Origin of the sequence: Streptomyces sp. NPDC020983 (assembly GCF_044333485.1) — a bacterium.
Classification (GTDB): Bacteria; Actinomycetota; Actinomycetes; order Streptomycetales; family Streptomycetaceae; genus Actinacidiphila.
The window spans coordinates 47,110-69,015 of record NZ_JBIRRA010000012.1 but is presented as its reverse complement, the minus strand read 5'-3'; the positions used below and the strand labels follow the sequence as shown (position 1 = coordinate 69,015).

Here is a 21,906-nt window from a genome sequence, read left to right as displayed (position 1 = left end):
CGTCGGGACAGACATACCCAACACGCCGACCGGCAACCGCATTCCCGGCGCCCGCGCCGCGCTCCGTGGCGGTCCCACGGCGGGCTCAGGGGTGCTGCGCGTCCTCACCGCCGCGCCCGGCGGCCAGCCGCGCCCGCAGCTGCGCCCACACCGCCGCGACCTGCGGCTCCAGCGCCTCCAGCGGGCCGTTGTTGTCGATCACCAGATCGGCCACGGCCAGCCGGTCCTCCCGCCGGGCCTGCGCCGCCATCCGCGCGCGCGCCTCGTCCCGCGTCATCCCGCGCAGCCGCACCAGCCGCTCCACCTGCGTGTCCGGCTCCGCGTCCACCACGACGACCAGGTCGTAGAGCGGGGCGAGGCCGTTCTCGGTGAGCAGCGGGACGTCGTGGAGCACGATGTCGTCGGGCCCGGCGGCCCGCTGGAGTTCGGCGGAGCGGGCGCCCACGAGCGGGTGCACGATCGCGTTGAGCGCCTTGCGGCGCTCCTCGTCGGCGAAGACGATCGCGCCGAGCCGCGGCCGGTCGAGCGAGCCGTCCGGCGCCAGCACCCCGGTCCCGAACTCCTCGACGACGGCGGCGAGACCCGGCGTGCCCGGCTCGACGACCTCGCGGGCGATCCGGTCGGCGTCCACCAGGATCGCCCCGTAGGACGCCAGCAGCCGCGCGACCTCGCTCTTGCCGGCGCCGATCCCGCCGGTCAGCCCCACTGTCAGCATGCCGGCCAGCCTATCCGGCCCCTCCCGCGGGGTGTCAGCGCCCGCCGTCGTCCTCGCGGTCGGCGAGGAAGCGCTCGAACTCCGCGGCCAGGTCGTCGGCCGAGGGCAGGTCGACGGGCTCGGCGATGAGGTTCTCCCGGCTGTCCATGCCGGCCACCGCGTCGTACTGGCTCTCCAGACCGCGCACCACCGAGACCAGCTCGCCGTCGCCCTCCGCGACCTGCCGGTCGATCTCGACGCGTACGGTGTGCGCCTCGTTCCGCAGCGCGTGCGCGATCTCCGGCAGCACCAGGCCGGTGGCCGCGGTGACCGCCTCCAGCACGGCGAGCGCCGCGTCCGGGTACGGCGAGCGCGCCAGGTAGTGGGGCACGTGCGCGGCGACGCCCAGCACGTCCCGCCCGGCCTCGGCGAGCCGCAGCTCGATCAGCGCGGCCGCGCTGCCGGGGACCTGTGCCTCGTCGAACCACGCGCGGTGGCCGGGCACCAGGTCGACCCGGTTGCCGTGCGGAGTCAGGCCGACCGGCCGGGTGTGCGGCACGCCCATCGGGATGCCGTGGAAGTTGATGGCGATACGGACGCCGAGCCGCTCGATGACCTGGAGCACCGCGGATGCGAAGCGCTCCCACTCCACGTCCGGCTCGGAGCCGGTGAGCAGCAGGAAGGGGGTGCCGGTGGTGTCGCGCACCAGGTGGAGGTCGATCGTCGGCGGTTCGTAGGACGACCAGTGGTCGCGCTCGAACGTCATGAGCGGGCGGCGGGCCCGGTAGTCGACCAGCCGGTCCGCGTCGAAGCGGGCGACGAGCTGGTTGTCGAGCCGGTCGAGCAACTGCTCGCTGATCTGCTGTCCGGCCTCCCCGGCGTCCATGAACCCCTCGAAGTGGTAGAGCAGCACCGGTCCGGTGTCCCCGACCGCCTCGTCGACGGCCTCGGCCCCGCCCGGCACGTACTCGTACAGCCCTTGCGGATCCAGCACGATGATCGTCCTCCTCGTTATCTGTCACCACAACGAACAACTCCGGTCCGCCATTCCCGCCGCGCCCGGGGCGGCGGCCGGTGAACGCGGTGCGGCCCCGCACCCCCCGGGAGGGGTGCGGGGCCGCGGTGGCCTGGGGCGTCAGCCCTGGGCCGCGGTCAGCTCTGGCCGCCGGCCAGCTTCTCGCGGAGCGCGGCGAGCGCCTCGTCGGAGGCGAGGGCACCGGAGTTGTCGTCCGACTCCGAGGAGTACGAACCGCCGGAGCCCGCACCGCCGGCCGCCGGAGCGGCGCTGCCGGCCTCGGCAGCGGCCTGCTCGTCGGCCTCGCGGGACTTGATGACCTGGGCCTGGTGCTGCTCGAAGCGGGCCTGGGCCGTGGCGTACTGGGCCTCCCACTCCTCGCGCTGCTTCTCGTAGCCCTCGAGCCAGTCGTTGGTCTCGGGGTCGAAGCCCTCGGGGTAGATGTAGTTGCCCTGCTCGTCGTACGACGCGGCCATGCCGTAGAGCGTCGGGTCGAAGTCGACCGAGGCCGGGTCGGCGCCGAAGGACTCGTTGGCCTGCTTGAGGGACAGCGAGATGCGGCGGCGCTCCAGGTCGATGTCGATGACCTTGACGAAGATCTCGTCGTTGACCTGGACGACCTGCTCCGGGATCTCCACGTGGCGCTCGGCCAGCTCGGAGATGTGGACCAGGCCCTCGATGCCCTCGTCCACGCGGACGAACGCACCGAACGGGACGAGCTTGGTGACCTTGCCGGGCACGACCTGCCCGATCTGGTGCGTACGGGCGAACTGCTGCCACGGGTCTTCCTGCGTCGCCTTCAGCGACAGGGAGACGCGCTCGCGGTCCATGTCGACGTCCAGGACCTCGACCGTGACCTCCTGGCCGACCTCGACGACCTCGGAGGGGTGGTCGATGTGCTTCCAGGACAGCTCCGAGACGTGCACCAGACCGTCGACACCGCCGAGGTCCACGAACGCACCGAAGTTGACGATGGAGGAGACGACGCCGGAGCGCACCTGGCCCTTCTGCAGGGTGGTGAGGAAGGTCTGGCGGACCTCGCTCTGGGTCTGCTCCAGCCAGGCACGGCGGGACAGGACCACGTTGTTGCGGTTCTTGTCCAGCTCGATGATCTTGGCCTCGAGCTCCTTGCCCACGTAGGGCTGGAGGTCGCGCACGCGGCGCATCTCGACCAGGGACGCCGGGAGGAAGCCGCGCAGGCCGATGTCGAGGATGAGACCACCCTTGACGACCTCGATGACGGTACCGGTGACGATCCCGTCCTCTTCCTTGATCTTCTCGATGGTGCCCCAGGCGCGCTCGTACTGGGCGCGCTTCTTCGAGAGGATCAGGCGGCCTTCCTTGTCCTCCTTCTGGAGGACGAGGGCCTCGATCTCATCGCCCACGGCGACGACCTCGTTGGGGTCGACGTCGTGCTTGATGGACAGCTCGCGGGAGGGGATGACACCTTCGGTCTTGTAACCGATGTCGAGCAGGACCTCGTCCCGGTCGACCTTCACGATGACGCCGTCGACGATGTCGCCGTCATTGAAGTACTTGATCGTCTCGTCGATCGCCGCGAGGAAGGCTTCCTCGTTGCCGATGTCGTTGACCGCCACCTGCGGGGTGGTACGAGGGGCCTCGGTGCTGCTCGTCATTAGGGAAAGGACTCCGGTACGGACAGTAAGTCGTAGGTACTGCTACGCCGAAGCCTTTTTCGGTCCCACCACGGCTCCGGCCGGCCCAAGGGGGCCAGAAGGATCTGCGGCGGTGTCGAGCGTGGCCTGCTCCGTCTGAGGCGCGCAGGCTAGCAGCGCAACTTGTAGCATACGGGGGCAGCCGGGCACGGTCAATGCACGAAGAGCCCACCGGGCGCGTAACGAACCAAACCGGCGTAAGCCACCCGTCCGCAGGTCTTTTCAGAGAGTACGACGACTGCCGCCATGATCCAAGGACCCGAACCCGAAGCGACCCGGCGCAGCGCGGGGACCACGGAGAGCAGCCGGGCCAGCCGCGGCTGGTGGGACAGCAACGCCGACGACTACCAGCGCGAGCACGGGGACTTCCTCGGCGACGCCCGCTTCGTCTGGGGCCCCGAGGGGCTCGACGAGGCGGAGGCCGGCCTCCTCGGCCCCGCCGCCGGACTGCACGGCAAGGCGGTCCTGGAGATCGGCGCGGGCGCCGCCCAGTGCTCACGCTGGCTGGCCGCGCAGGGCGCGCGGCCCGTCGCGCTCGACCTCTCCCACCGCCAGCTCCAGCACGCCCTGCGCCTCGCCGGGGACGCCCCCGCGACCGCGGCGGTGCCCCTCGTCGAGGCCGACGCCGGCTTCCTGCCCTTCGCCGCCGCCTCCTTCGACCTTGCGTGCTCGGCGTACGGGGCGCTGCCCTTCGTCGCCGACGTCGCCCGCGTGCACCGCGAGGTCCGCCGGGTGCTGCGCCCGGGCGGCCGCTGGGTCTTCTCCGTCACCCACCCCGTGCGCTGGGCCTTCCCCGACGAGCCGGACGAGGAGGGCCTGACGGTCTCCGGCTCCTACTTCGACCGCCGCCCCTACGTCGAGCAGGACGAGCGCGGCATCGCCGTCTACGTCGAGCACCACCGCACCCTCGGCGACCACGTCCGCGCGATCACCGCCTCGGGCCTGCGCCTGGTCGACCTGGTGGAGCCGGAGTGGCCCGACTGGAACACCGGGGAGTGGGGCGGCTGGTCCCCGCTCCGCGGCCGCCTGCTGCCCGGCACGGCCGTCTTCGTGTGCGAGGCGGAGTGAGCGGGGCCGCGGCGTGAGCGGGGGCCTGCCGGGCGCGGGCTTCGCCGTACGCGCCGAGGGGCGGGGACTGCCGGTCGCCGCGGTCGTGCCCGAGCTGCTGGAGGCGCTCGGCCGGGAGGGCCGCGCGGTGCTGGCCGCGCCGCCGGGGACGGGCAAGACGACGCTGGTGCCGCTGGAGCTCGCCGCGGCGGGCGGCGGTCGGGTGGTCGTCGCCGAGCCGCGGCGGATGGCGGCGCGGGCGGCCGCGCTGCGGATGGCGTGGCTGCTGGGCGAGCGGGTCGGCGGCAGCGTCGGCTACACCGTGCGCGGCGAGCGGAGGGTCTCGGCGGCGACCGCGGTCGAGGTGGTCACCACGGGTGTGCTGCTCCAGCGGCTGCAGCGCGACCCGGAGCTGGCGGGTGTCGGCACCGTCGTCCTCGACGAGTGCCACGAGCGGCACCTCGACGCGGACACCGCGATGGCCTTCCTGCTCGACGTGCGCGCCACGCTGCGCCCCGAGCTGCGGCTCGTCGCCGCGTCCGCGACGACCGACACCGCGGCGTGGTCCGCGCTGCTCGGCGGGGCACCCGTCGTCGAGGCGGCGGGCGTCCTGCACCCGGTCGCCGTACGGTGGGCGCCGCCGCCGCGCCCGGTACGGCCGCCGCACGGCATGAGCGTGGACCCCGCGCTGCTCGCCCACGTCGCCGCGGTCGTCCGCACCGCCCTCGCGGAGACGGAGGGCGACGTGCTGTGCTTCCTCCCCGGCACCGGGGAGATCGCCCGGGTCGCCGGGATGCTCGGCGGGCTCGGCGCCGACGTGCTCCAGCTGCACGGGCGGGCGCCGGCCGCCGTGCAGGACGCCGCCCTCGCCCCGGGCGGGCGGCGCCGGGTGCTGCTCGCCACGTCGGTGGCCGAGTCCAGCCTGACCGTGCCGGGTGTGCGGGCGGTCGTCGACAGCGGCCTGGCGCGCGAGCCGCGTACGGACCACGCCCGCGGGCTGGGCGCGCTCACCACGGTGCGGGTGTCGCGGGCCGCCGCCCGGCAGCGCGCCGGACGCGCCGGGCGGGAGGCGCCCGGCACGGTCTTCCGCTGCTGGTCGCAGGCCGAGCACGACCGCCTGGCCCGGCAGCCCGAGCCGGAGATCGCCCTCGCCGACCTCACCGGCTTCGCACTCCAGGCCGCCTGCTGGGGTGAGCCCGACGCGACGGGCCTGGCCCTGCTGGACCCGCCGCCGCCCGGGGCGCTGGCCGCCGCCCGCGCCACGCTGCGCACGCTGGACGCCGTCGACGCCGCGGGCCGCGCCACCCCCCGCGGCCACCGCCTGGCCCGCCTCGGCCTCCACCCCCGGCTGGCCCGCGCCCTCCTCGACGCCGCCCCCGAGATCGGGCCCGCCCGCGCCGCCGAGATCACCGCCCTCCTCTCGGAAGAGGTCCCCGCCGCCTACGGTCCCGACCTGACCGCCGCCTGGCACACCGCCCGCCGCTCGGCCGACCCCTACGCCCCCCGCTGGCGCGCCGAGACCCGCCGCCTGGAGGCGGCCCTCCGCGCCGAGGGCGCACCCCCCGGCGGCGAGCCGCCGGCGGCTGCCCCGGGCGGCGCCGCGAGGACCGCACCCGCCGCGCGGGGCGCGAGCGGGCCCGCGGCGCCGGGACGCACCACGGAGGCCGGCGGCCGGGGACTCGGGGACGACGCCGCCGCGGGGCTCGTCGTCGCGCTGGCGTTCCCCGAGCGGCTGGCGCGGCGGCGCCCGGGGGGCGGGTACCTGATGGTGTCCGGGACCGCCGCGGACGTCGGGGACGCGCTCGGCGGCGCCGAGTGGGTGGCCGTCGCGGTGGCCGACCGGGCGGCGGGGCGGGCCGCGGCGCGGGTGCGGCTCGCCGCGGTGGCCGACCGGGCGACGGCCCGGGACGCCGCGCGGTGGGCCCTGGAGGCGTACGAGGAGGTGCGCTGGGCCCAGGGCGACGTGGTGGCCCGGCGGGTGGAGCGGCTCGGCGCGGTGGAGCTGGAGTCGGCGCCGCTGCGCTCCCCCGACCCCGCCGCCGTGCGCGCCGCCCTCCTCGACGGGCTCGCCGCCGAGGGCACGGCGCTGCTGCGCTGGTCCCGGGAGGCCGTGGAACTGCGGCAGCGGATGGCCTTCCTGCACCGCGTGCTGGGCGGGCCGTGGCCGGACGTCGCCGAGCAGGCCCTGCTGGAGCGCGCCCCCGAGTGGCTCGGCCCCGAGCTGGCGACCGCCCGCCGCCGCGCCGACCTGGAGCGTACGGACGCGGGCCGGGCCCTCCCGCGGCTGCTGCCCTGGGCCTCGGGCGAGGCGGCGCGCTTCGCGGAGCTGGCGCCCGAACGCCTGGAGGTGCCGAGCGGCTCACGTGTCCGCGTCGACTACACGGGCGAGCAGCCCGTCCTCGCGGTGAAGCTCCAGGAGATGTTCGGCCTCGCGGACACCCCGCGCGTCGCGGGCGTCCCCGTCCTGGTCCACCTGCTCTCCCCCGCGGGCCGCCCCGCCGCGGTGACCGCCGACCTCGCGTCCTTCTGGCGCACCGGCTACCCCGCCGTCCGCTCCGAACTCCGCGGCCGCTACCCCCGCCACCCCTGGCCCGAGGACCCCGCGACCACACCCCCCACCCGCCGCGCCAACCCCCGCCGCGCCTGAGAGCCGTGGGCCCGGTGCGCGGCGGCCCGCCCCGCCGGGCCGCTCAGGGGCCCTCCCGGGGCGGCGGCGCGGTCCCCCGCGCGCCGAGGCGGGCGGGCGAGGGCTCGCCGGTCCCCGGGGAGAGCCGGCCGCGTCTCCTCCGTCCTGTCCACGCGCGGGTGACGTGGTCCCGGGCGGGGGACGACAGCGCTCGCACAGCCGGTGCCCGCCCGCGGTGAGGTGCGCACCTGCCTGCTCCGGAACGCCGTGCCCCCTGTCGGGGTAACCCGCCTCCCAGCGGGCCGGGGGGTGCAGTCCGCCGCGGGGCCGGTGGGCGGCCCTGCGCGTCTGCGCACGCTCCTGACCGGCGGCGCTCCTCCCGCGCGGGACCGCCCCGCCGGCGGGGCAGGCGCTGCCGGGGCGCGGGGGAAACGGCGCGGGGGCCCCGCGCGCCTGCGCCCGGCTCCGGCGGGGACGCCCGCAGTCCTCCGCGCCCTCAGTCCTCCGAGGACCCCGCCGTCCCGGTGGTGGCCGTCCCGGCGGCGGAGGGAGAGGGAGAGGCCGAGCCGGACGGCGTCTCCTCCGGTGTCGGCGTCGCCGTGCCGCACGGGTCGTCCGCCGGAGCCTCGCTGCCCGAGGGCTCCGGGGTCGGCGTCCCGGAATCGGTCGGCGTGGGCGTCGGCGACTCGCACACCGGCGGCGTCGTCGGGTCACCCGGATCCGTCGGGTCGCCGCTCGGCGGGGTCGTCGGGTCACCCGTGCCGTCGCCCGGCGGCGGGGTCGTCGTCCCGCCGTCGGTGGGCGGCGGCGTGGTGGTCCCGCCGTCGGTGGGCGGCGGGGTCGTCGTTCCCCCGTCCGTGGGCGGCGGCGTCGTGGCTCCGCCCCCGGGCTCGACCGGCTTGGTCGACTCGCCGCCGCTCCCCGCCGCGGGCGGCGTGGTGCCCGGCTTGCCCGGCGTGCCGGGCTTCCCGGGTGCGGCCGGTGCCTGCGGCGTACCGGGGCTGTCGGGTACGGAGACGGCCCCGCCCCGCCGGAAGTGGTCGTACCAGGCGCGGACCAGCGTGAGATAGGCCTGCGAGTGGTTGTAGCCGAGGATCGCCCGGTCCATCTGGGCCGGCACCGCGAGATCCCGCCCGTCGGCGCACAGGTAGTGCGCGGCGGCGAGCGCGGCGTCGTAGATGTTGTCGGGGTCGTCCACGCCGTCGCCGTTGCCGTCCGCGCCCCAGCGCTCCCACGTCGAGGGGATGAACTGCATGGGCCCGACCGCCCGGTCGTGCACCGGGTCCCCGTCGTAGCGCCCGCCGTCCGTGTCGCTGATGTTCGCGAAGCCGTTGCCGTTGAGGACGGGGCCGAGGATCGGCTTCCAGGTGGTGCCGTTGGCGTCGACGGCGCCGTGCCGGGCCTGGTTGGACTCGACCTGGCCGATGGCGGCGAGGAGTTCCCACGGCAGGTGGCAGCCGGGGTTGCTCTCGGCGACGGAGGCCTCGGCGCGCCGGTACGCGGCGAGCACGGTCGCGGGCAGGCCGGAGCCGTCGGTGGGGACGTTCACCGAGGGACCGCCGGGGACTCCCGGCGTCGGGGAGACCAGCGGCGGCCCGGTGGGGGTGTTCAGCGGCGGCATGTCGGTGATGTAGGGCGTGTCACCGTCGATGGCCGGCCCGGACGGTGGGGCGACGGCCGTCTGCTGCTCGGTGTGCGCGGGGGCGGCGTGGGCGACGGGGAGGAACCCCGGTGCCTGTGACGCGCTGAGCGCCGCCATCGCCGCGGCGGCAACCGCTGTGCCCGCCGCTCCCCTGCGTAGCCTTCGGCCGTAACGCCGCGCTGCCATAGGGTGCTTCCCCTCCCAGGTGCGGAGTGCGCCGTCTCCGGCGCCACAACTCCGCCGACCCTACGGCAACTTGCGACACGTGACCACCGTGCGGACGTACTCAAAATGTGCGCAATCGGGCGCGGCCGGTTTGTCACCACCAGCCGTTCTCCCCCCGGCCACCCCGTGGTCGCCGGCCGGGTGGGGTCGCGCGCCGGCGCGCGGCCCCACCCGGCCGCGGCCTCAGTGGGCGGCGGACTCCCAGTCCGGCCCGACCCCCACCGACACGTCCAGCGGCGCGCGCAGCGGATAGGCCCCGGCCATCTCGCGGCGTACCAGTTCCTCGACCGCGGCCCGCTCGCCGGGGGCGATCTCCAGCACGATCTCGTCGTGCACCTGGAGCAGCATGCGGGACGCGAGCTGCTCCTTGGCGAGCGCCTCGTCGACGCGCAGCATCGCGAGCTTGACGATGTCCGCGGCCGAGCCCTGGATCGGCGCGTTGAGCGCCATGCGCTCGGCCATCTCGCGGCGCTGCCGGTTGTCGCTGTTGAGGTCGGGCAGGTAGCGGCGGCGGCCGAGCAGCGTCTCGGTGTAACCGGTGCCGCGGGCCTCCTCGACGACCCGGTGCAGGTAGTCGCGCACGCCGCCGAAGCGCTCGAAGTACGTCTCCATCAGGGCACGTGCCTCGCCGGCCTCGATGCCGAGCTGCTGCGACAGGCCGAAGGCCGACAGCCCGTACGCCAGGCCGTACGACATGGCCTTGATCTTGCGGCGCATCTCCGCGTCGACCGCGTCCCGCCCGACGCCGAAGACCTGGGAGCCGACGGTGGTGTGCAGGTCCTCGCCGGAGGTGAAGGCGGCGACGAGGCCCTCGTCCTCGGACAGGTGGGCCATGACGCGCAGTTCGATCTGGCTGTAGTCGGCCGTCAGCAGCGACTCGTAGCCCTCGCCGACGACGAAGCCGCGGCGGATGGCCCGGCCCTCGTCGGTGCGGACCGGCACGTTCTGCAGGTTGGGGTCGGTGGACGACAGCCGGCCGGTGGCGGCGACGATCTGGCTGAAGGTGGTGTGGATCCGCCCGTCCGGGGCGACGGTCTTGACCAGGCCCTCGACGGTGACGCGCAGCTTGGCCTGCTCGCGGTGCCGCAGCATGATGGCCGGCAGGTCGTGCTCGGTCTGCCCGGCCAGCCACAGGAGCGCGTCGGCGTCGGTGGTGTAGCCGGTCTTGGTCTTCTTGGTCCGGGGCAGGCCCAGCTCGCCGAACAGCACCTCCTGGAGCTGCTTGGGCGAGCCGAGGTTGAACTCGTGCCCCACCGAGGCGTGCGCCTCGCCCACCGCGTGCTGCACGGCCGCCGCGAACTGCTGCTCCAGGCCCTCCAGATGGGCCCGGTCGGCGGCGATACCGGCCCGTTCCATCCTGGCCAGCAGCGCGGACGTCGGCAGTTCGAGGTCGTGCAGCAGCTCGGCGGCGCCCACCTCGGGCAGCCGGGCGCCGAAGACCTCGCCGAGGTCGAGCACGGTGCGGGCCTGGACCATGAGGGCGCTCGCGGCGGCCGCGCCCTCCTCGTCCCCCTCCTCACCGAAGGCGAGCTGGCCGCTGCCGGTGTCGACCGGGGCCAGCTCGCGGCCCAGGTACTCCACCGACAGCACGTCGAGCGCGAAGGAGCGGCGGCCCGGCTTGATCAGGTAGGCGGCGAGCGCGGTGTCCATGGACACCCCGTCGATCGTCCAGCCGTGCTCGGCGAAGACGCGGGCGGTGTTCTTGGCGTTGTGCAGCACCTTGGGGCGGGCGGGGTCGGCGAGCCAGCCGGCGAAGGCCCGCTCGTCGGTCTCGTCGAGCTGCGCCGGATCGAACCAGGCGGCGTCCTCCGCGGTCGCCAGCGCGATCTGGGTGACGCTGCCGGCGCCCAGCGCCCAGGTGTCGACGCTGGCGAGGCCGACCGGCACCCCGCTGTGGGCGGCGAGCCAGTCCGGCAGGTCGCCGGCGGCCAGCACCGTGCCCTCGACGGCGACGCCCTCGGCGATCTCGGCCTCCTCCTCCTGCGCGCCGGGGTCGGCGGCGAAGAGCCGCTCGCGGAAGTTGGCGTGGCGGAACTCCAGCACGTCGAGCACGCCGGTGACCGCGTCGCGGTCGTACGGCACCCGCTCCAGGCCCTCGGGGCCCACGGGCAGTGCGACGTCCTTGACCATCTCCGTCAGCCGCCGGTTGAGCTTGACGGCCTCCAGGTGCGCCCGCAGGGCCTCCCCGGCCTTGCCCTTGACCTCGTCGACCCGCTCGACCAGCGCGTCGAAGGAGCCGAACTCACTGATCCACTTCGTCGCCGTCTTCGGCCCCACGCCGGGGATGCCGGGCAGGTTGTCGGACGGGTCGCCGCGCAGCGCCGCGAAGTCCGGGTACTGGGCCGGGGTCAGGCCGTACTTCTCCTCGACCTTCGCCGGGGTGTAACGCGTGAGCTCCGACACGCCCTTGGTCGGGTAGAGCACGGTGACGTGGTCGCTGACGAGCTGGAAGGAATCCCGGTCGCCGGTGACGATGAGGACCTCGTAGCCCAGCTGCTCGGCCTGGGTGGCGAGGGTGGCGATCACGTCGTCCGCCTCGAAGCCGTCGACGGCGAAGCGCCTCACTCCCATGGCGTCCAGCAGCTCGCCGATCAGCTCCACCTGGCTGCGGAACTCGTCGGGCGTCTTGGTGCGCGTCGCCTTGTACTCCGGATACTCGTCGAAGCGCCAGGTCTTGCGGGAGACGTCGAAGGCGACCGCCAGGTGCGTCGGCTGCTCGTCACGCAGCGTGTTCGACAGCATGGACGTGAAGCCGTAGATCGCGTTCGTCGGCTGCCCCGTGGCGGTGCTGAAGTTCTCCACGGGCAGCGCGTAGAACGCCCGGTACGCCAGCGAGTGCCCGTCCAGCAGCATCAGGCGGGGGCGGTCGGTCGTCGTCTTCGATGCTTTCGTTGCCACGTGAGCGATCCTCCCACGCGCCACCGACAATCCCGGATTCCCCCGGAGCCGGCCGCGCGATCCGTGCCGCCCGGCGCCGAACGGTGGGAGGATCGCCCGTATGGCGAAGAAGGCTCCGCAGGGTGATCCCGTCCAGGACGCGCCGCACGTCGGCGCGCCGAAGAAGGCCGCCGCCGGGTTGCCGGCGGTCGGGCACACGGTGAAGGTGGCCGGGGCGCAGATGGGCGCCCGGCGGGCGGCGCTCACCCTGCTCAAGGTCAACCAGAAGGACGGCTTCGACTGCCCGGGGTGCGCGTGGCCGGAGCCCGACCACCGGCACACCTTCGAGTTCTGCGAGAACGGCGCCAAGGCCGTCGCGGAGGAGGCGACGCTGCGCCGCGTCACGCCCGACTTCTTCGCCGCCCACCCCGTCGCCGACCTCGCCCGGCGCAGCGGCTACTGGCTCGGCCAGCAGGGCCGCATCACCCAGCCGATGTACCTCGCGGACGGCGCCGGGACGTACGAGGCGGTGCCGTGGGAACGGGCCTTCGAGCTGATCGCCGAGGAGCTGCACGCGCTGGACTCGCCGGACGAGGCCGTCTTCTACACCTCCGGGCGCACGAGCAACGAGGCCGCCTTCCTCTTCCAGCTCTTCGCCCGCGAATTCGGCACCAACAACCTCCCGGACTGCTCCAACATGTGCCACGAGTCGTCCGGCTCGGCCCTGACCGAGACGCTCGGCGTCGGCAAGGGCAGCGTGCTGCTCGACGACCTGCACCGCGCCGGGCTGATCATCGTCGCGGGCCAGAACCCGGGCACGAACCACCCGCGGATGCTGTCGGCCCTGGAGAAGGCCAAGCGCGGCGGCGCGAAGATCGTCACCGTCAACCCGCTGCCCGAAGCCGGCATGGAGCGCTTCCGCAACCCGCAGACCGCCGGCGGCCTCGCCGGGCCCGGCACCAGGCTCACCGACCTCTTCCTGCCCGTGCGGCTGGGCGGCGACCAGGCGCTCTTCCGGGCCCTGGGACGGCTGCTGATCGAGGCGGACGCGCTGGACCGCGCCTTCATCGCCGAGCACACCCACGGCTTCGCCGACTACGAGGCGGCGGCCCTCGCCGCGGACTGGGCGGAGGTCGAGCGCGCCACCGGGCTCGGGCGGGACGAGATCGAGAAGCTGCACGCGATGGTGCTCGACGCGTCGAGTGTCGTGGTGTGCTGGGCGATGGGCCTGACCCAGCACCGGCACGCGGTGCCGACCATCCGCGAGGTGGTCAACTTCCTGCTGCTGCGCGGCAACGTGGGCCGCCCCGGCGCCGGGGTGTGCCCGGTGCGCGGGCACAGCAACGTGCAGGGCGACCGCACGATGGGCATCTTCGAGCGGCCCGCCCCGGCCTTCCTGGACGCCCTGGAGAAGGAGTTCGGCTTCGCGCCGCCGCGCGAGCACGGCCTCGACGTGGTGCGGGCGATCCGCGCGCTGCGTGACGGGCAGGCGAAGGTGTTCTTCGCCATGGGCGGCAACTTCGTCGCGGCCTCCCCCGACACCGACGTCACGGAGGCGGCGATGCGCCGTGCCCGGCTGACGGTGCACGTCTCCACGAAGCTCAACCGCTCGCACGTGGTGACCGGCGCCCGCGCCCTGATCCTGCCGACGCTGGGCCGCACGGAGAAGGACGTGCAGGCGGCCGGGCCGCAGTTCGTGAGCGTCGAGGACTCCATGGGCATGGTGCACGCCTCGCACGGCGGGCTGCCGCCGGCCTCCCCGCACCTGCTGTCGGAGCCCGCGATCGTCTCGCGGCTGGCCCGCGCGGTGTTCGGCGACCGCAGCCGCGTGCCGTGGGCGGATTTCGAGCGCGACTACGACCTGATCCGCGACCGCGTGGCCCGCGTGGTGCCGGGCTTCGACGACTTCAACGCCAGGGTGCGCCGCCCCGGCGGCTTCACGCTGCCGCACGGGCCGCGCGACTCGCGCACCTTCCCCACCGCCACCGGCAGGGCCAACTTCACGGCCGCGCCGCTGGAGTACCCCGAGGTGCCCGAGGGCCGGCTGCTGCTCCAGACGCTGCGCTCGCACGACCAGTACAACACCACCGTCTACGGCCTCGACGACCGCTACCGCGGTATCAGGGGCGGGCGCCGGGTCGTGCTGGTGCACGCCGACGACGCGGCGGCCGCGGGGCTGGCCGACGGGGAGTACGCCGACCTGGTGAGCGAGTGGAAGGACGGCTCCGAGCGGCGGGCGGAGGGCTTCCGGATCGTCCACTACCCGACGCCGCGCGGCTGCGCCGCCGCCTACTTCCCGGAGACCAACGTGCTGATCCCGCTGGACCACACGGCCGAGACCAGCAACACGCCCGCCGCCAAGTCCGTCGTCATCCGGCTGGAGAAAGCGCGGGGCGGCGCCCCGGCCGACCCGGCGCGCCCGTGACCGCGCCCGTGCGGTAGAAAACGGTGGAAGGCTGTCCGGTACACCCACCACGACAGCGAGGCAGAGGCCGATCGGAGCCGAGCGCATGGGCGAGCAGACCGTCACCCGTTTCCCCCAGGAGATCCTGGAGCAGTACGCCGGGCTCGGCATCGACCTGCAGGCGCTCTTCTCGGCCGGCCACCTCGGCGAGCGGATGAACATCCGGATCCTGGAGGCGTCGCCGGAGCAGGTGGTCGGCACGATGCCGGTGGAGGGCAACACCCAGCCGTACGGGCTGCTGCACGGCGGCGCCTCCGCGGTGCTGGCGGAGACGCTGGGATCGGTCGGCGCGATGCTGCACGGCGGCCCCAGCAAGATCGCGGTGGGCGTCGACCTCAACGCGACCCACCACCGCGGTATGCGGCAGGGCCAGGTCACGGGCACCGCGACCCCGGTCCACCGGGGGCGCTCCTCGGCCACCTACGAGATCGTGATCACCGACGACGACTCCGGCAAGCGGGTCTGCACCGCCCGGCTCACGTGCATGCTGCGCCCGGCCGCTCCGGCGGCGACGGCGTGACGGGGGCCTGACGGCCGGTACAGCAGGGGCCCGCGCGGTGCTCCGCGGCGGGCCCGACGTACCCCGGGTGGGATTCGAACCCACGCTGGATGCTGTTTGAGAGCACTGCCTCTTCCGCTGGGCTACCGGGGCGCCGTGCGAAACGCAGGGCCCTCGGCGGTCCTGCGTGGTCCTACCTTAGCGGAGCTGGGTAGGCTCTAGTAGCAGCACCCCGCCTGAACCGAGGAGCACCGTGAGCGCCCCCGACGAGCCCGCCGCGCAGTCCGGCGAGCAGACCGACCAGCCCGCCGACCAGCCTGCGGCGCAGTCGCACGTCCCGCCGCAGACCACCCGCGTGGTGATCGCGGAGGACGAGGCGCTGATCCGGCTGGACCTCAAGGAGATGCTGGAGGAGGAGGGCTACGCGGTCGTCGGGGAGGCGGGCGACGGGGAGGCGGCGGTCAAGCTCGCCGAGGAGCACCGGCCCGACCTGGTGATCCTGGACGTGAAGATGCCGGTGCTGGACGGGATCTCGGCGGCCGAGCGCATCGCGGGCGAGAAGCTCGCGCCGGTGCTGATGCTCACCGCCTTCTCGCAGCGCGAGCTGGTGGAGCGCGCGCGGGACGCGGGCGCGATGGCGTACCTGGTCAAGCCGTTCAGCAAGAGCGACCTGGTGCCGGCGATCGAGATGGCGGTCAGCCGCTTCCAGGAGCTGCGGGCGCTGGAGTCGGAGGTCGCCGACCTCGCGCAGCGGCTGGAGACGCGCAAGCTGGTGGACCGCGCCAAGAGCGTGCTGCAGACGAAGTACGGCCTGACGGAGCCGGCGGCCTTCCGCTGGATCCAGAAGACGTCGATGGACCGCCGGATGTCGATGCAGGCGGTCGCGCAGGCCGTGATCGAGGAGGTCGCGGGCGAGTAGCCGGCGGCGACGGTACGTACGCGGTGGGGCCGCACCCGGCAATCCGGGTGCGGCCCCACCGCGTACGGGCGCCGGCTCAGTCCTCGCCGAGGTAGGTCTTGCGGACACCGTCGTCGTTCAGCAGCTCCGCGCCGGTGCCGGAGAGCTTGATGGTGCCGACCTCCATGACGTGCGCCTGGTCGGCGAGCGACAGCGCGGCCTGCGCGTTCTGCTCGACGAGCAGGATGGTGGTGCCCTGCTCCCTGAGTTCCTTGATGGTCGCCATGATCTTCTGCATCATGATCGGCGACAGGCCCATCGACGGCTCGTCCAGCATCAGCAGCTTCGGCCGGCACATCAGCGCCCTGCCCATGGCGAGCATCTGCTGCTCGCCGCCGGACAGGGTGCCCGCGGCCTGCCGGCGGCGCTCGCCGAGGATCGGGAAGAGCGTGTAGGCGCGCTCGATGTCCTGGGCGATCCCCGCCTGGTCCTTGCGGAGGTAGGCGCCGAGCTGGAGGTTCTGCTCGATGGTCAGGTTGGGGAAGATGTGCCGGCCCTCGGGCGAGTGGGCCAGGCCCAGTGCCACGATCCGGTGGGCCGGTTCCCGGTGCAGCGGCCGCCCGTCGAAGACGATCCGTCCGCCGACCGGGCGGAGCAGCCCGCTCAGCGTGCGCAGGGTGGTGGTCTTGCCGGCGCCGTTGGTGCCGATGAGCGTGACGACCTGGCCGGCCTCGACGGAGAACGAGATGCCCTTGACGGCCTCGATCTTGCCGTACGCGACGCGCAGGTTGTCCACTTCGAGCAGTGCGGTCATTTGTCGTTCTCCTGCTGCTCGTCCTGCCCCGGTTCCGGTTCCGGCGCGGGCTCCGGCTGCTCCTGCTCCCCGGCCGCCTCGAAGGGCTCGCCGAGGTACGCGGCGATGACCCGCTCGTCCTGCTGGACGACCTCGGAGGTGCCCTCCACCAGCTTCTCGCCCTGGACGAGCACGGCGACGCGGTCGCACAGGTTGAAGATGAAGCGCATGTCGTGCTCGATGACGAGCACGGCGGTGCCCTGGTCGCGGACGGCGAAGACCAGTTCCTCGGTGGCCCGGGTCTCCTGCGGGTTCATGCCCGCGGTCGGCTCGTCGAGCAGCAGCAGGCCGGGCTCGCTGGCGAGCGCCCGGGCGATCTCCAGCTTGCGCTGCTCGCCGTAGGGCAGGTTGCGGGCGAGGTGGTCGGCCTTGGCGGCCAGCCCGGTGAACTCCAGCAGCTCCATCGCGCGGGCCCGCGAGGCGGCCTCCGCACGGTGGTAGCCGGGGCCGCGGACGATCGCCGAGAGCAGCCCCTCCTTGGTCCTGGTGTGCCGCCCGACGAGGACGTTCTCCAGCACCGTCATGTTGGCGAAGAGCCGGATGTTCTGGAAGGTGCGGGCGACACCGGCCTTGGTGACCAGGTGCGGCTTGGGCGGCAGCACCGTCCCGCGGTAGCTGACGGTGCCCTCGGTCGGCACGTACAGCCCGGTCAGGCAGTTGAAGAAGGTGGTCTTGCCCGCGCCGTTGGGGCCGATGAGGCCGACGATCTCCCCGGGGTTGACGGTGAGGTCGACGTTGCGGACGGCGGTCAGGCCGCCGAACCGCATGACGACGCCGCTGGCCTGGAGCAGCGGCCCGCCGGCCGGTTCGTCGCGCGGGGCGGACTGGTGCGGAATGGTGGTGGTCATGGTGTCCTCACACCCCCGCCGGGCCGACGGCCACGGTGTCGTCGCCGAGCGGGCGCTTGCCCGGCGTGGTGGTCTCGTCCTCGTGGAACTCCAGCTGCCGGCGCCGGTTGGCGATGATGCCCTCCGGCCGCAGCCGCATGATCAGGACCAGTGCGAGACCGAAGGCGAACAGCTCGTACTTGGCGAGGAAGTCCAGCTTCTCGGGGATCAGGTAGAGCAGTGCCGCGCCCAGGATCGGGCCGCTGACCGTTCCCATGCCGCCGAGGACGACGGCGGCGAGCAGGAAGGCGGAGTTCGGCGGCGTCGAGCCGGAGAAGACGTACGGCGTGGGCACGACGGAGTTGGTGACGTGCGCGCTGACGGTGCCGGCCAGGCCCGCGAGGCAGGCGCCGAGGGCGAAGGCGATGAGCTTGACCCGGAAGCCGTTGATGCCCATCGCGGTGGCCGCGGTCTCGTCCTCGCGGATGGCGATCCAGGAGCGGCCGATACGGGAGTCGGCGGCGCGGGTGAAGACCAGCACGACGATGACGGTGATGACCAGCATCAGCAGGTAGTAGTTGGCGAACCTGCCGAGCTGGACGCCGCCGACGTCGTGGGTGTTGCCCAGGTTGTAGCCGAAGATCGACAGGTCGGGGATCTGCGCGATGCCGTTCGGGCCGTTGGTGATCTTCGGACCGCTCACGCCGTCGAGGTTGTTGACGACGATGCGGAAGATCTCTCCGAAGCCGAGCGTGACGATCGCCAGGTAGTCGCCGCGCAGCCGCAGCGTCGGGGCGCCGATCAGCACGCCGAACACCAGGGCCGCGGCGGCTCCGGCGAGGGCGGCGGCCCAGAACGGGAAGGTGGTCCCGGACCAGATCGAGTACGGGGAGCCGGAGACCAGGGCGGCGGTGTAGGCGCCGACACCGAGGAAGGCGACGTATCCGAGGTCGAGCAGGCCGGTGAGGCCGACGACGATGTTCAGGCCGAGGGCGACGGTGCCGACGATCAGGATGTTCACGCCGAGGTTGGCCCAGTGCTCGTCGTTCTGGACGAACGGGTAGGCGATGGCGGCCAGGATGCAGGCGCTGGAGGAGAAGATCTTGTTCTCCCGCACGATCTGCTGGAACTGCCGCAGCAGGCCCGAGCCGGACAGGCCCCAGAAGGTGAAGCAGACGACGATCAGGAAGCCGATGAAGATGTCGCTGTAGCTGGTGGCCAGGCCGTAGGTGAGGATCTTGACGCCGGTCGCGTAGACCACGACGATCGCCAGCCGCTGGAGCCAGACGTTCAGCCGCCGCGGGTCGGGGACCTTCAGGTCGGCGTTGGTGACCCTCAGGCTGCGCAGGAGGTGGTACAGGCGGACGACGCCCGCCGAGGCGAACAGGCCGGGCTCGGCGTAGTCGTCCCCCTGGTCCAGCGGCGGGCGGTGGGCCGGCAGCCCGAGCGCGCCGATCAGGAGGACCGCGCTGCCGACGGCGGCGACCCAGCCGCCGGGGTCGAGGTTGGCCAGGCCGTGCAGCTTGGCCGCGATGTCGATGACGGTGTACCAGGTGGTGCCGAACGTTCCGGCGGCCAGCAGCAGCACCGAGTTGTACGAGCGGCTGGGGTTGAGCCACCCCATTCCGGGCACCCGGAAGGCGCCCAGCGAGACGACGGCGGTCAGGATGCCGGCGACCAGCGTCATGACCTGCAGGCCGCCGGGGTAGCCGCTGACGGTCAGGTCACCGGGGAAGTCGGTCGTGTAGGTCCACGACATGAACGTCGAGGCGATCGACACCGCGGCGCCGAGCAGCACCAGCAGCCGCGCCGCGCTGAAGGGCAGCGGCAGGTAGCTCAGGACGCGGCCGCCGCCCGGGTCGGTGACGGGCAGCACCTGTGCGGTGGTGGGGAGGTCGGTCATACGATCACGCCCTGTCCGCTACGCGTTCGCCGAGCAGGCCCTGCGGCCGGACCAGCAGCACCACGATGAGCAGGACGAAGGCCCAGACGTTGGCCCACTCGCTGCCGCCGAGCTGCTGCATGCCGGGGATGTTGGAGATGTAGGCGGAGGCGCAGGACTCGGCGATGCCGAGGACGAGGCCGCCGAGCATGGCTCCGTAGATGTTGCCGATGCCGCCGAGGACGGCGGCGGTGAACGCCTTCAGACCCGCCTGGAAGCCGATGTCGTACTTGATCTGGCCGTACTTCAGGCCGGACGCGAGGCCGGCGACGGCGGCGAAGAAGCCGCCGATGGCGAACGCGATCACGATGATGCGGTTGGTGTCGATGCCCATCAGCTTCGCGGTGTCCGGGTCCTGCGCGGTGGCCTGCATGGCCCGGCCGGTGCGCGAGGTGCGGACGAAGGCGGCCAGCGCGGTCATGCAGATCGCCGCGGCGGCGACCAGGAAGATGTCACCGGTCTGGATGTCGACGGAACCCACGTGGTACGGGCCGCCGGGCAGCGACGGGAAGTGCTTGCCCGCGGTGGCGTTCGGGTACCACAGGAAGACCGCCTGCTGCAGCGCGAGGGAGAGGCCGATGGCGGTGATCAGCGGCGCCAGCCGTGGGGCGTTCCGCAGCGGGCGGTACGCGAGGCGTTCCGCTCCGACCGCGATCAGGACGGACACGACGGCACCGCCGGCGAGCATGAGCGGCAGCGCCGCCCATATGGACATGCCGTCGGGAAGGTTCGTGTAGACCGCGAGCGCGCCGAAGGCGCCGGTCATGTAGATCTCGCCGTGGGCGAAGTTGATGAGCTGGACGATGCCGTACACCATCGTGTAGCCGATGGCGATGAGCCCGTACATCGAGCCGATGAACAGCCCGTTGGCCAGCTGTTGCGGCAGGGTGTGCACCGCATGGCCTCCATGTCGCTGGGTGGACGGGGACGGGTGACAGGTGGGACCGGGGCGGACCCGGCGGGGCCGCCGGGGACCGGATGTGCTGCGGGCCGCGCGGGGGGGGGGGCCCCCCCCCCCGCCCCGGGGGGGGGGGGGGGGGGGGGCCCGGGTTAAACCCCGGCGTTTAACCCCCCCCCAAGGCCCACTTTTACATGGAGTACCGGGGGGGGGGCGGCGGGGGGGCGGGGCGGCCCCCCCCGCCGCCGCCCGGGGGGGGGGGGGGGGGGGGGGGGGGGGGGGGGGCGGGGGGGGGGCCCCCCCCCCCCCCCCCCGGCCCTGGGGGTGTCTGGGACGGTCAGCCGGTGTACACGCCGGTCTTTACCGCCACCCACTTGCCGCTCTTGACCTGGTAGACCGTGAGCTGCTTGTTGGTGGTGTCACCGAACTCGTCGAAGGACAGGTGCCCGGAGACGCCTTCGAGGTCGGTCTTCTGGACGGCGTCGACGAGCTTGGCGCGCGCGTCGTCCGGCAGCTTGCCGCCGTTGGCGTCCATCACCGTCTTGACGGCGTTGATGACGGCCGTGGCGGCGTCGTAGGAGTAGCCGCCGTAGGTGCTGTAGTCACCGGGGTAGCCGCGGGACTTGTACGTGCTGATGAAGTTCTTGGCCTCGGGCAGGGAGTCCACGGGGACACCGACGGAGGTGACCAGGTCGCCCTCGGCCGCGGCACCGGCGGTCTTGATGTAGGTGTCGGAGTACATGCCGTCGCCGCCCATGAGCGGGATCTTCACGCCGGCCGCCTTGAGCTGCTTGGTGATCAGCTCCGACTCGTCGTACTGGCCGCCGTAGTAGACCATGTCGGCGTGCGAGTTCTTGATCTTGGTGACGAGCGTGGAGAAGTCGGTGTCACCGGTGTTGATGTGGTCGGTGCCGACGACCTTGCCGCCCAGGGCGGCGAACTTGTCCTTGAAGATGGCCGACAGGCCGGCGCCGTACGTCTGCTTGTCGTCGACCACGAAGGCGCTCTTCTTGTTCAGGGTCTTGGCCGCGTAGTCGGCGGCGAAGTTGCCCTGGTTGGCGTCCGTGGTGGCGGTGCGGAAGTAGGTCTTGAAGGGGCGCTCCTTCTTGCCGGAGGCCCAGTCCTTGCCCTGCGAGAGCGCCGGGTTGGTGTTGGACGGCGAGATCTCGACCATGTTGGCCTGGGAGAAGACCTGCTGCATCGACTGCGCCACACCGGAGTTCAGCGGGCCGATGGTGGCGATGACGTTCTTGTCGGCGACCAGGGCGGTGGCGTTCTGCTGGCCGATGCCCGGCTGGGCCTTGTCGTCCAGCGCCTTGACCTTGAAGGTGACGCCGGGGACGAGCTTCTTGGTGTTGGCGTCGTCCACCGCTATCTGCACGCCGTACTGGATGCCCAGGCCGGTCGCGGAGTTCTGGCCGGTCAGCGGGGTGTCGACGCCGATCACCACGGTGATGTTGTCGCCGGACGCGGCACTGCTGCTGCCGCTGCCGCCGTCCCCGCCCTTTTTGTCATCGTCGCTGCGTGAGCCGCACGCGGAGAGCGTGAGGGCACCGGTGGCGATCACGGAGGTGAGAATCAGCAAGGAACGCTGTCGCACGGTCAGTCCTTTCCCCTACACGGCCTTCTCTCATGAGAAGCCGAAGCCGCGCGCGGAACCCGAACTGACAAATCCGGTGGCGCGGTGACTGGCCGTGACTCTAGGCCCGGTTCGGGTCGTACG

15 protein-coding genes and 1 tRNA gene are annotated in these 21,906 nt (G+C 73.3%); 5 read left to right on the top strand and 11 right to left on the bottom strand.

Translation table 11 applies throughout. The features are described from left to right. Nucleotides 1-85: 85 nt before the first annotated feature. The 3 genes from coaE to rpsA all read right to left on the bottom strand — a co-directional run bounded on the left by coaE (nt 86) and on the right by rpsA (nt 3,346). Complete coding sequence (coaE, locus tag ACH4SE_RS25780; protein ID WP_398545842.1) at nt 86-715, bottom strand: dephospho-CoA kinase; 630 nt, start codon at nt 713-715, stop codon at nt 86-88. Between the two features lie 34 nt (nt 716-749). Beyond that, complete coding sequence (locus ACH4SE_RS25775) at nt 750-1,688, bottom strand: PAC2 family protein (RefSeq protein WP_398545841.1); 939 nt, start codon at nt 1,686-1,688, stop codon at nt 750-752. 158 nt (nt 1,689-1,846) lie between these two features. Then, nucleotides 1,847-3,346 (bottom strand): 30S ribosomal protein S1, encoded by a 1,500-nt coding sequence (gene rpsA / locus ACH4SE_RS25770; RefSeq protein ID WP_398545840.1) that lies wholly within the window; start codon nt 3,344-3,346, stop codon nt 1,847-1,849. A 285-nt stretch (nt 3,347-3,631) separates the two neighbouring features. On the opposite strand from rpsA, the gene ACH4SE_RS25765 reads away from it, so the two are divergent. Both ACH4SE_RS25765 and hrpB read left to right on the top strand, forming a co-directional pair. Next, nucleotides 3,632-4,453, top strand: coding sequence for a class I SAM-dependent methyltransferase (locus tag ACH4SE_RS25765; protein ID WP_398545839.1), 822 nt, complete (start codon nt 3,632-3,634; stop codon nt 4,451-4,453). A 13-nt stretch (nt 4,454-4,466) separates the two neighbouring features. Further along, nucleotides 4,467-7,079: an ATP-dependent helicase HrpB gene (gene hrpB, locus ACH4SE_RS25760; protein ID WP_398545838.1), complete on the top strand. Its 2,613-nt coding sequence runs from the start codon at nt 4,467-4,469 to the stop codon at nt 7,077-7,079. 475 nt (nt 7,080-7,554) lie between these two features. Here the strand turns inward: hrpB and ACH4SE_RS25755 are convergent, their stop codons facing one another. Both ACH4SE_RS25755 and polA read right to left on the bottom strand, forming a co-directional pair. Next, nucleotides 7,555-8,886: a lytic murein transglycosylase gene (locus ACH4SE_RS25755; RefSeq protein ID WP_398545837.1), complete on the bottom strand. Its 1,332-nt coding sequence runs from the start codon at nt 8,884-8,886 to the stop codon at nt 7,555-7,557. Between the two features lie 222 nt (nt 8,887-9,108). Continuing rightward, nucleotides 9,109-11,778, bottom strand: coding sequence for a DNA polymerase I (gene polA, locus ACH4SE_RS25750; protein ID WP_398545993.1), 2,670 nt, complete (start codon nt 11,776-11,778; stop codon nt 9,109-9,111). A gap of 145 nt (nt 11,779-11,923) precedes the next feature. Between polA and ACH4SE_RS25745 the strand changes: the two genes are divergently transcribed. Then, nucleotides 11,924-14,227 carry an FdhF/YdeP family oxidoreductase gene (locus ACH4SE_RS25745; protein WP_398545836.1) on the top strand — a complete coding sequence of 768 codons (2,304 nt, stop codon included), beginning with the start codon at nt 11,924-11,926 and terminating at the stop codon, nt 14,225-14,227. Between the two features lie 85 nt (nt 14,228-14,312). Beyond that, nucleotides 14,313-14,786: a PaaI family thioesterase gene (locus ACH4SE_RS25740; RefSeq protein ID WP_398545835.1), complete on the top strand. Its 474-nt coding sequence runs from the start codon at nt 14,313-14,315 to the stop codon at nt 14,784-14,786. Nucleotides 14,787-14,845: 59 nt separating this feature from the next. On the opposite strand, the gene ACH4SE_RS25735 is transcribed toward ACH4SE_RS25740, so the two are convergent. Next, nucleotides 14,846-14,918: transfer RNA gene (locus tag ACH4SE_RS25735), tRNA-Leu, on the bottom strand. Nucleotides 14,919-15,018: 100 nt separating this feature from the next. On the opposite strand from ACH4SE_RS25735, the gene ACH4SE_RS25730 reads away from it, so the two are divergent. After that, a complete protein-coding gene (locus ACH4SE_RS25730) occupies nt 15,019-15,684 on the top strand; it encodes an ANTAR domain-containing response regulator (RefSeq protein WP_398545834.1) in 666 nt (221 codons plus the stop codon). A 76-nt stretch (nt 15,685-15,760) separates the two neighbouring features. Here the strand turns inward: ACH4SE_RS25730 and ACH4SE_RS25725 are convergent, their stop codons facing one another. From ACH4SE_RS25725 to ACH4SE_RS25705, 5 genes are all read right to left on the bottom strand, one after another. Further along, nucleotides 15,761-16,477: an ABC transporter ATP-binding protein gene (locus ACH4SE_RS25725; protein ID WP_398545833.1), complete on the bottom strand. Its 717-nt coding sequence runs from the start codon at nt 16,475-16,477 to the stop codon at nt 15,761-15,763. Beyond that, nucleotides 16,474-17,364 carry an ABC transporter ATP-binding protein gene (locus ACH4SE_RS25720; protein WP_398545832.1) on the bottom strand — a complete coding sequence of 297 codons (891 nt, stop codon included), beginning with the start codon at nt 17,362-17,364 and terminating at the stop codon, nt 16,474-16,476. Before ACH4SE_RS25720 ends, ACH4SE_RS25725 begins: the two co-directional genes overlap by 4 nt. Nucleotides 17,365-17,371: 7 nt before the next feature. Next, nucleotides 17,372-19,246 carry a branched-chain amino acid ABC transporter permease gene (locus ACH4SE_RS25715; protein WP_398545831.1) on the bottom strand — a complete coding sequence of 625 codons (1,875 nt, stop codon included), beginning with the start codon at nt 19,244-19,246 and terminating at the stop codon, nt 17,372-17,374. A gap of 4 nt (nt 19,247-19,250) precedes the next feature. Further along, the gene (locus ACH4SE_RS25710; protein ID WP_398545830.1) at nt 19,251-20,180 is read right to left on the bottom strand and encodes a branched-chain amino acid ABC transporter permease; all 930 of its coding nucleotides are present in this window, start codon (nt 20,178-20,180) and stop codon (nt 19,251-19,253) included. Between the two features lie 340 nt (nt 20,181-20,520). After that, a complete protein-coding gene (locus ACH4SE_RS25705) occupies nt 20,521-21,783 on the bottom strand; it encodes a branched-chain amino acid ABC transporter substrate-binding protein (protein ID WP_398545829.1) in 1,263 nt (420 codons plus the stop codon). Between the last annotated feature and the right edge of the window lie 123 nt (nt 21,784-21,906).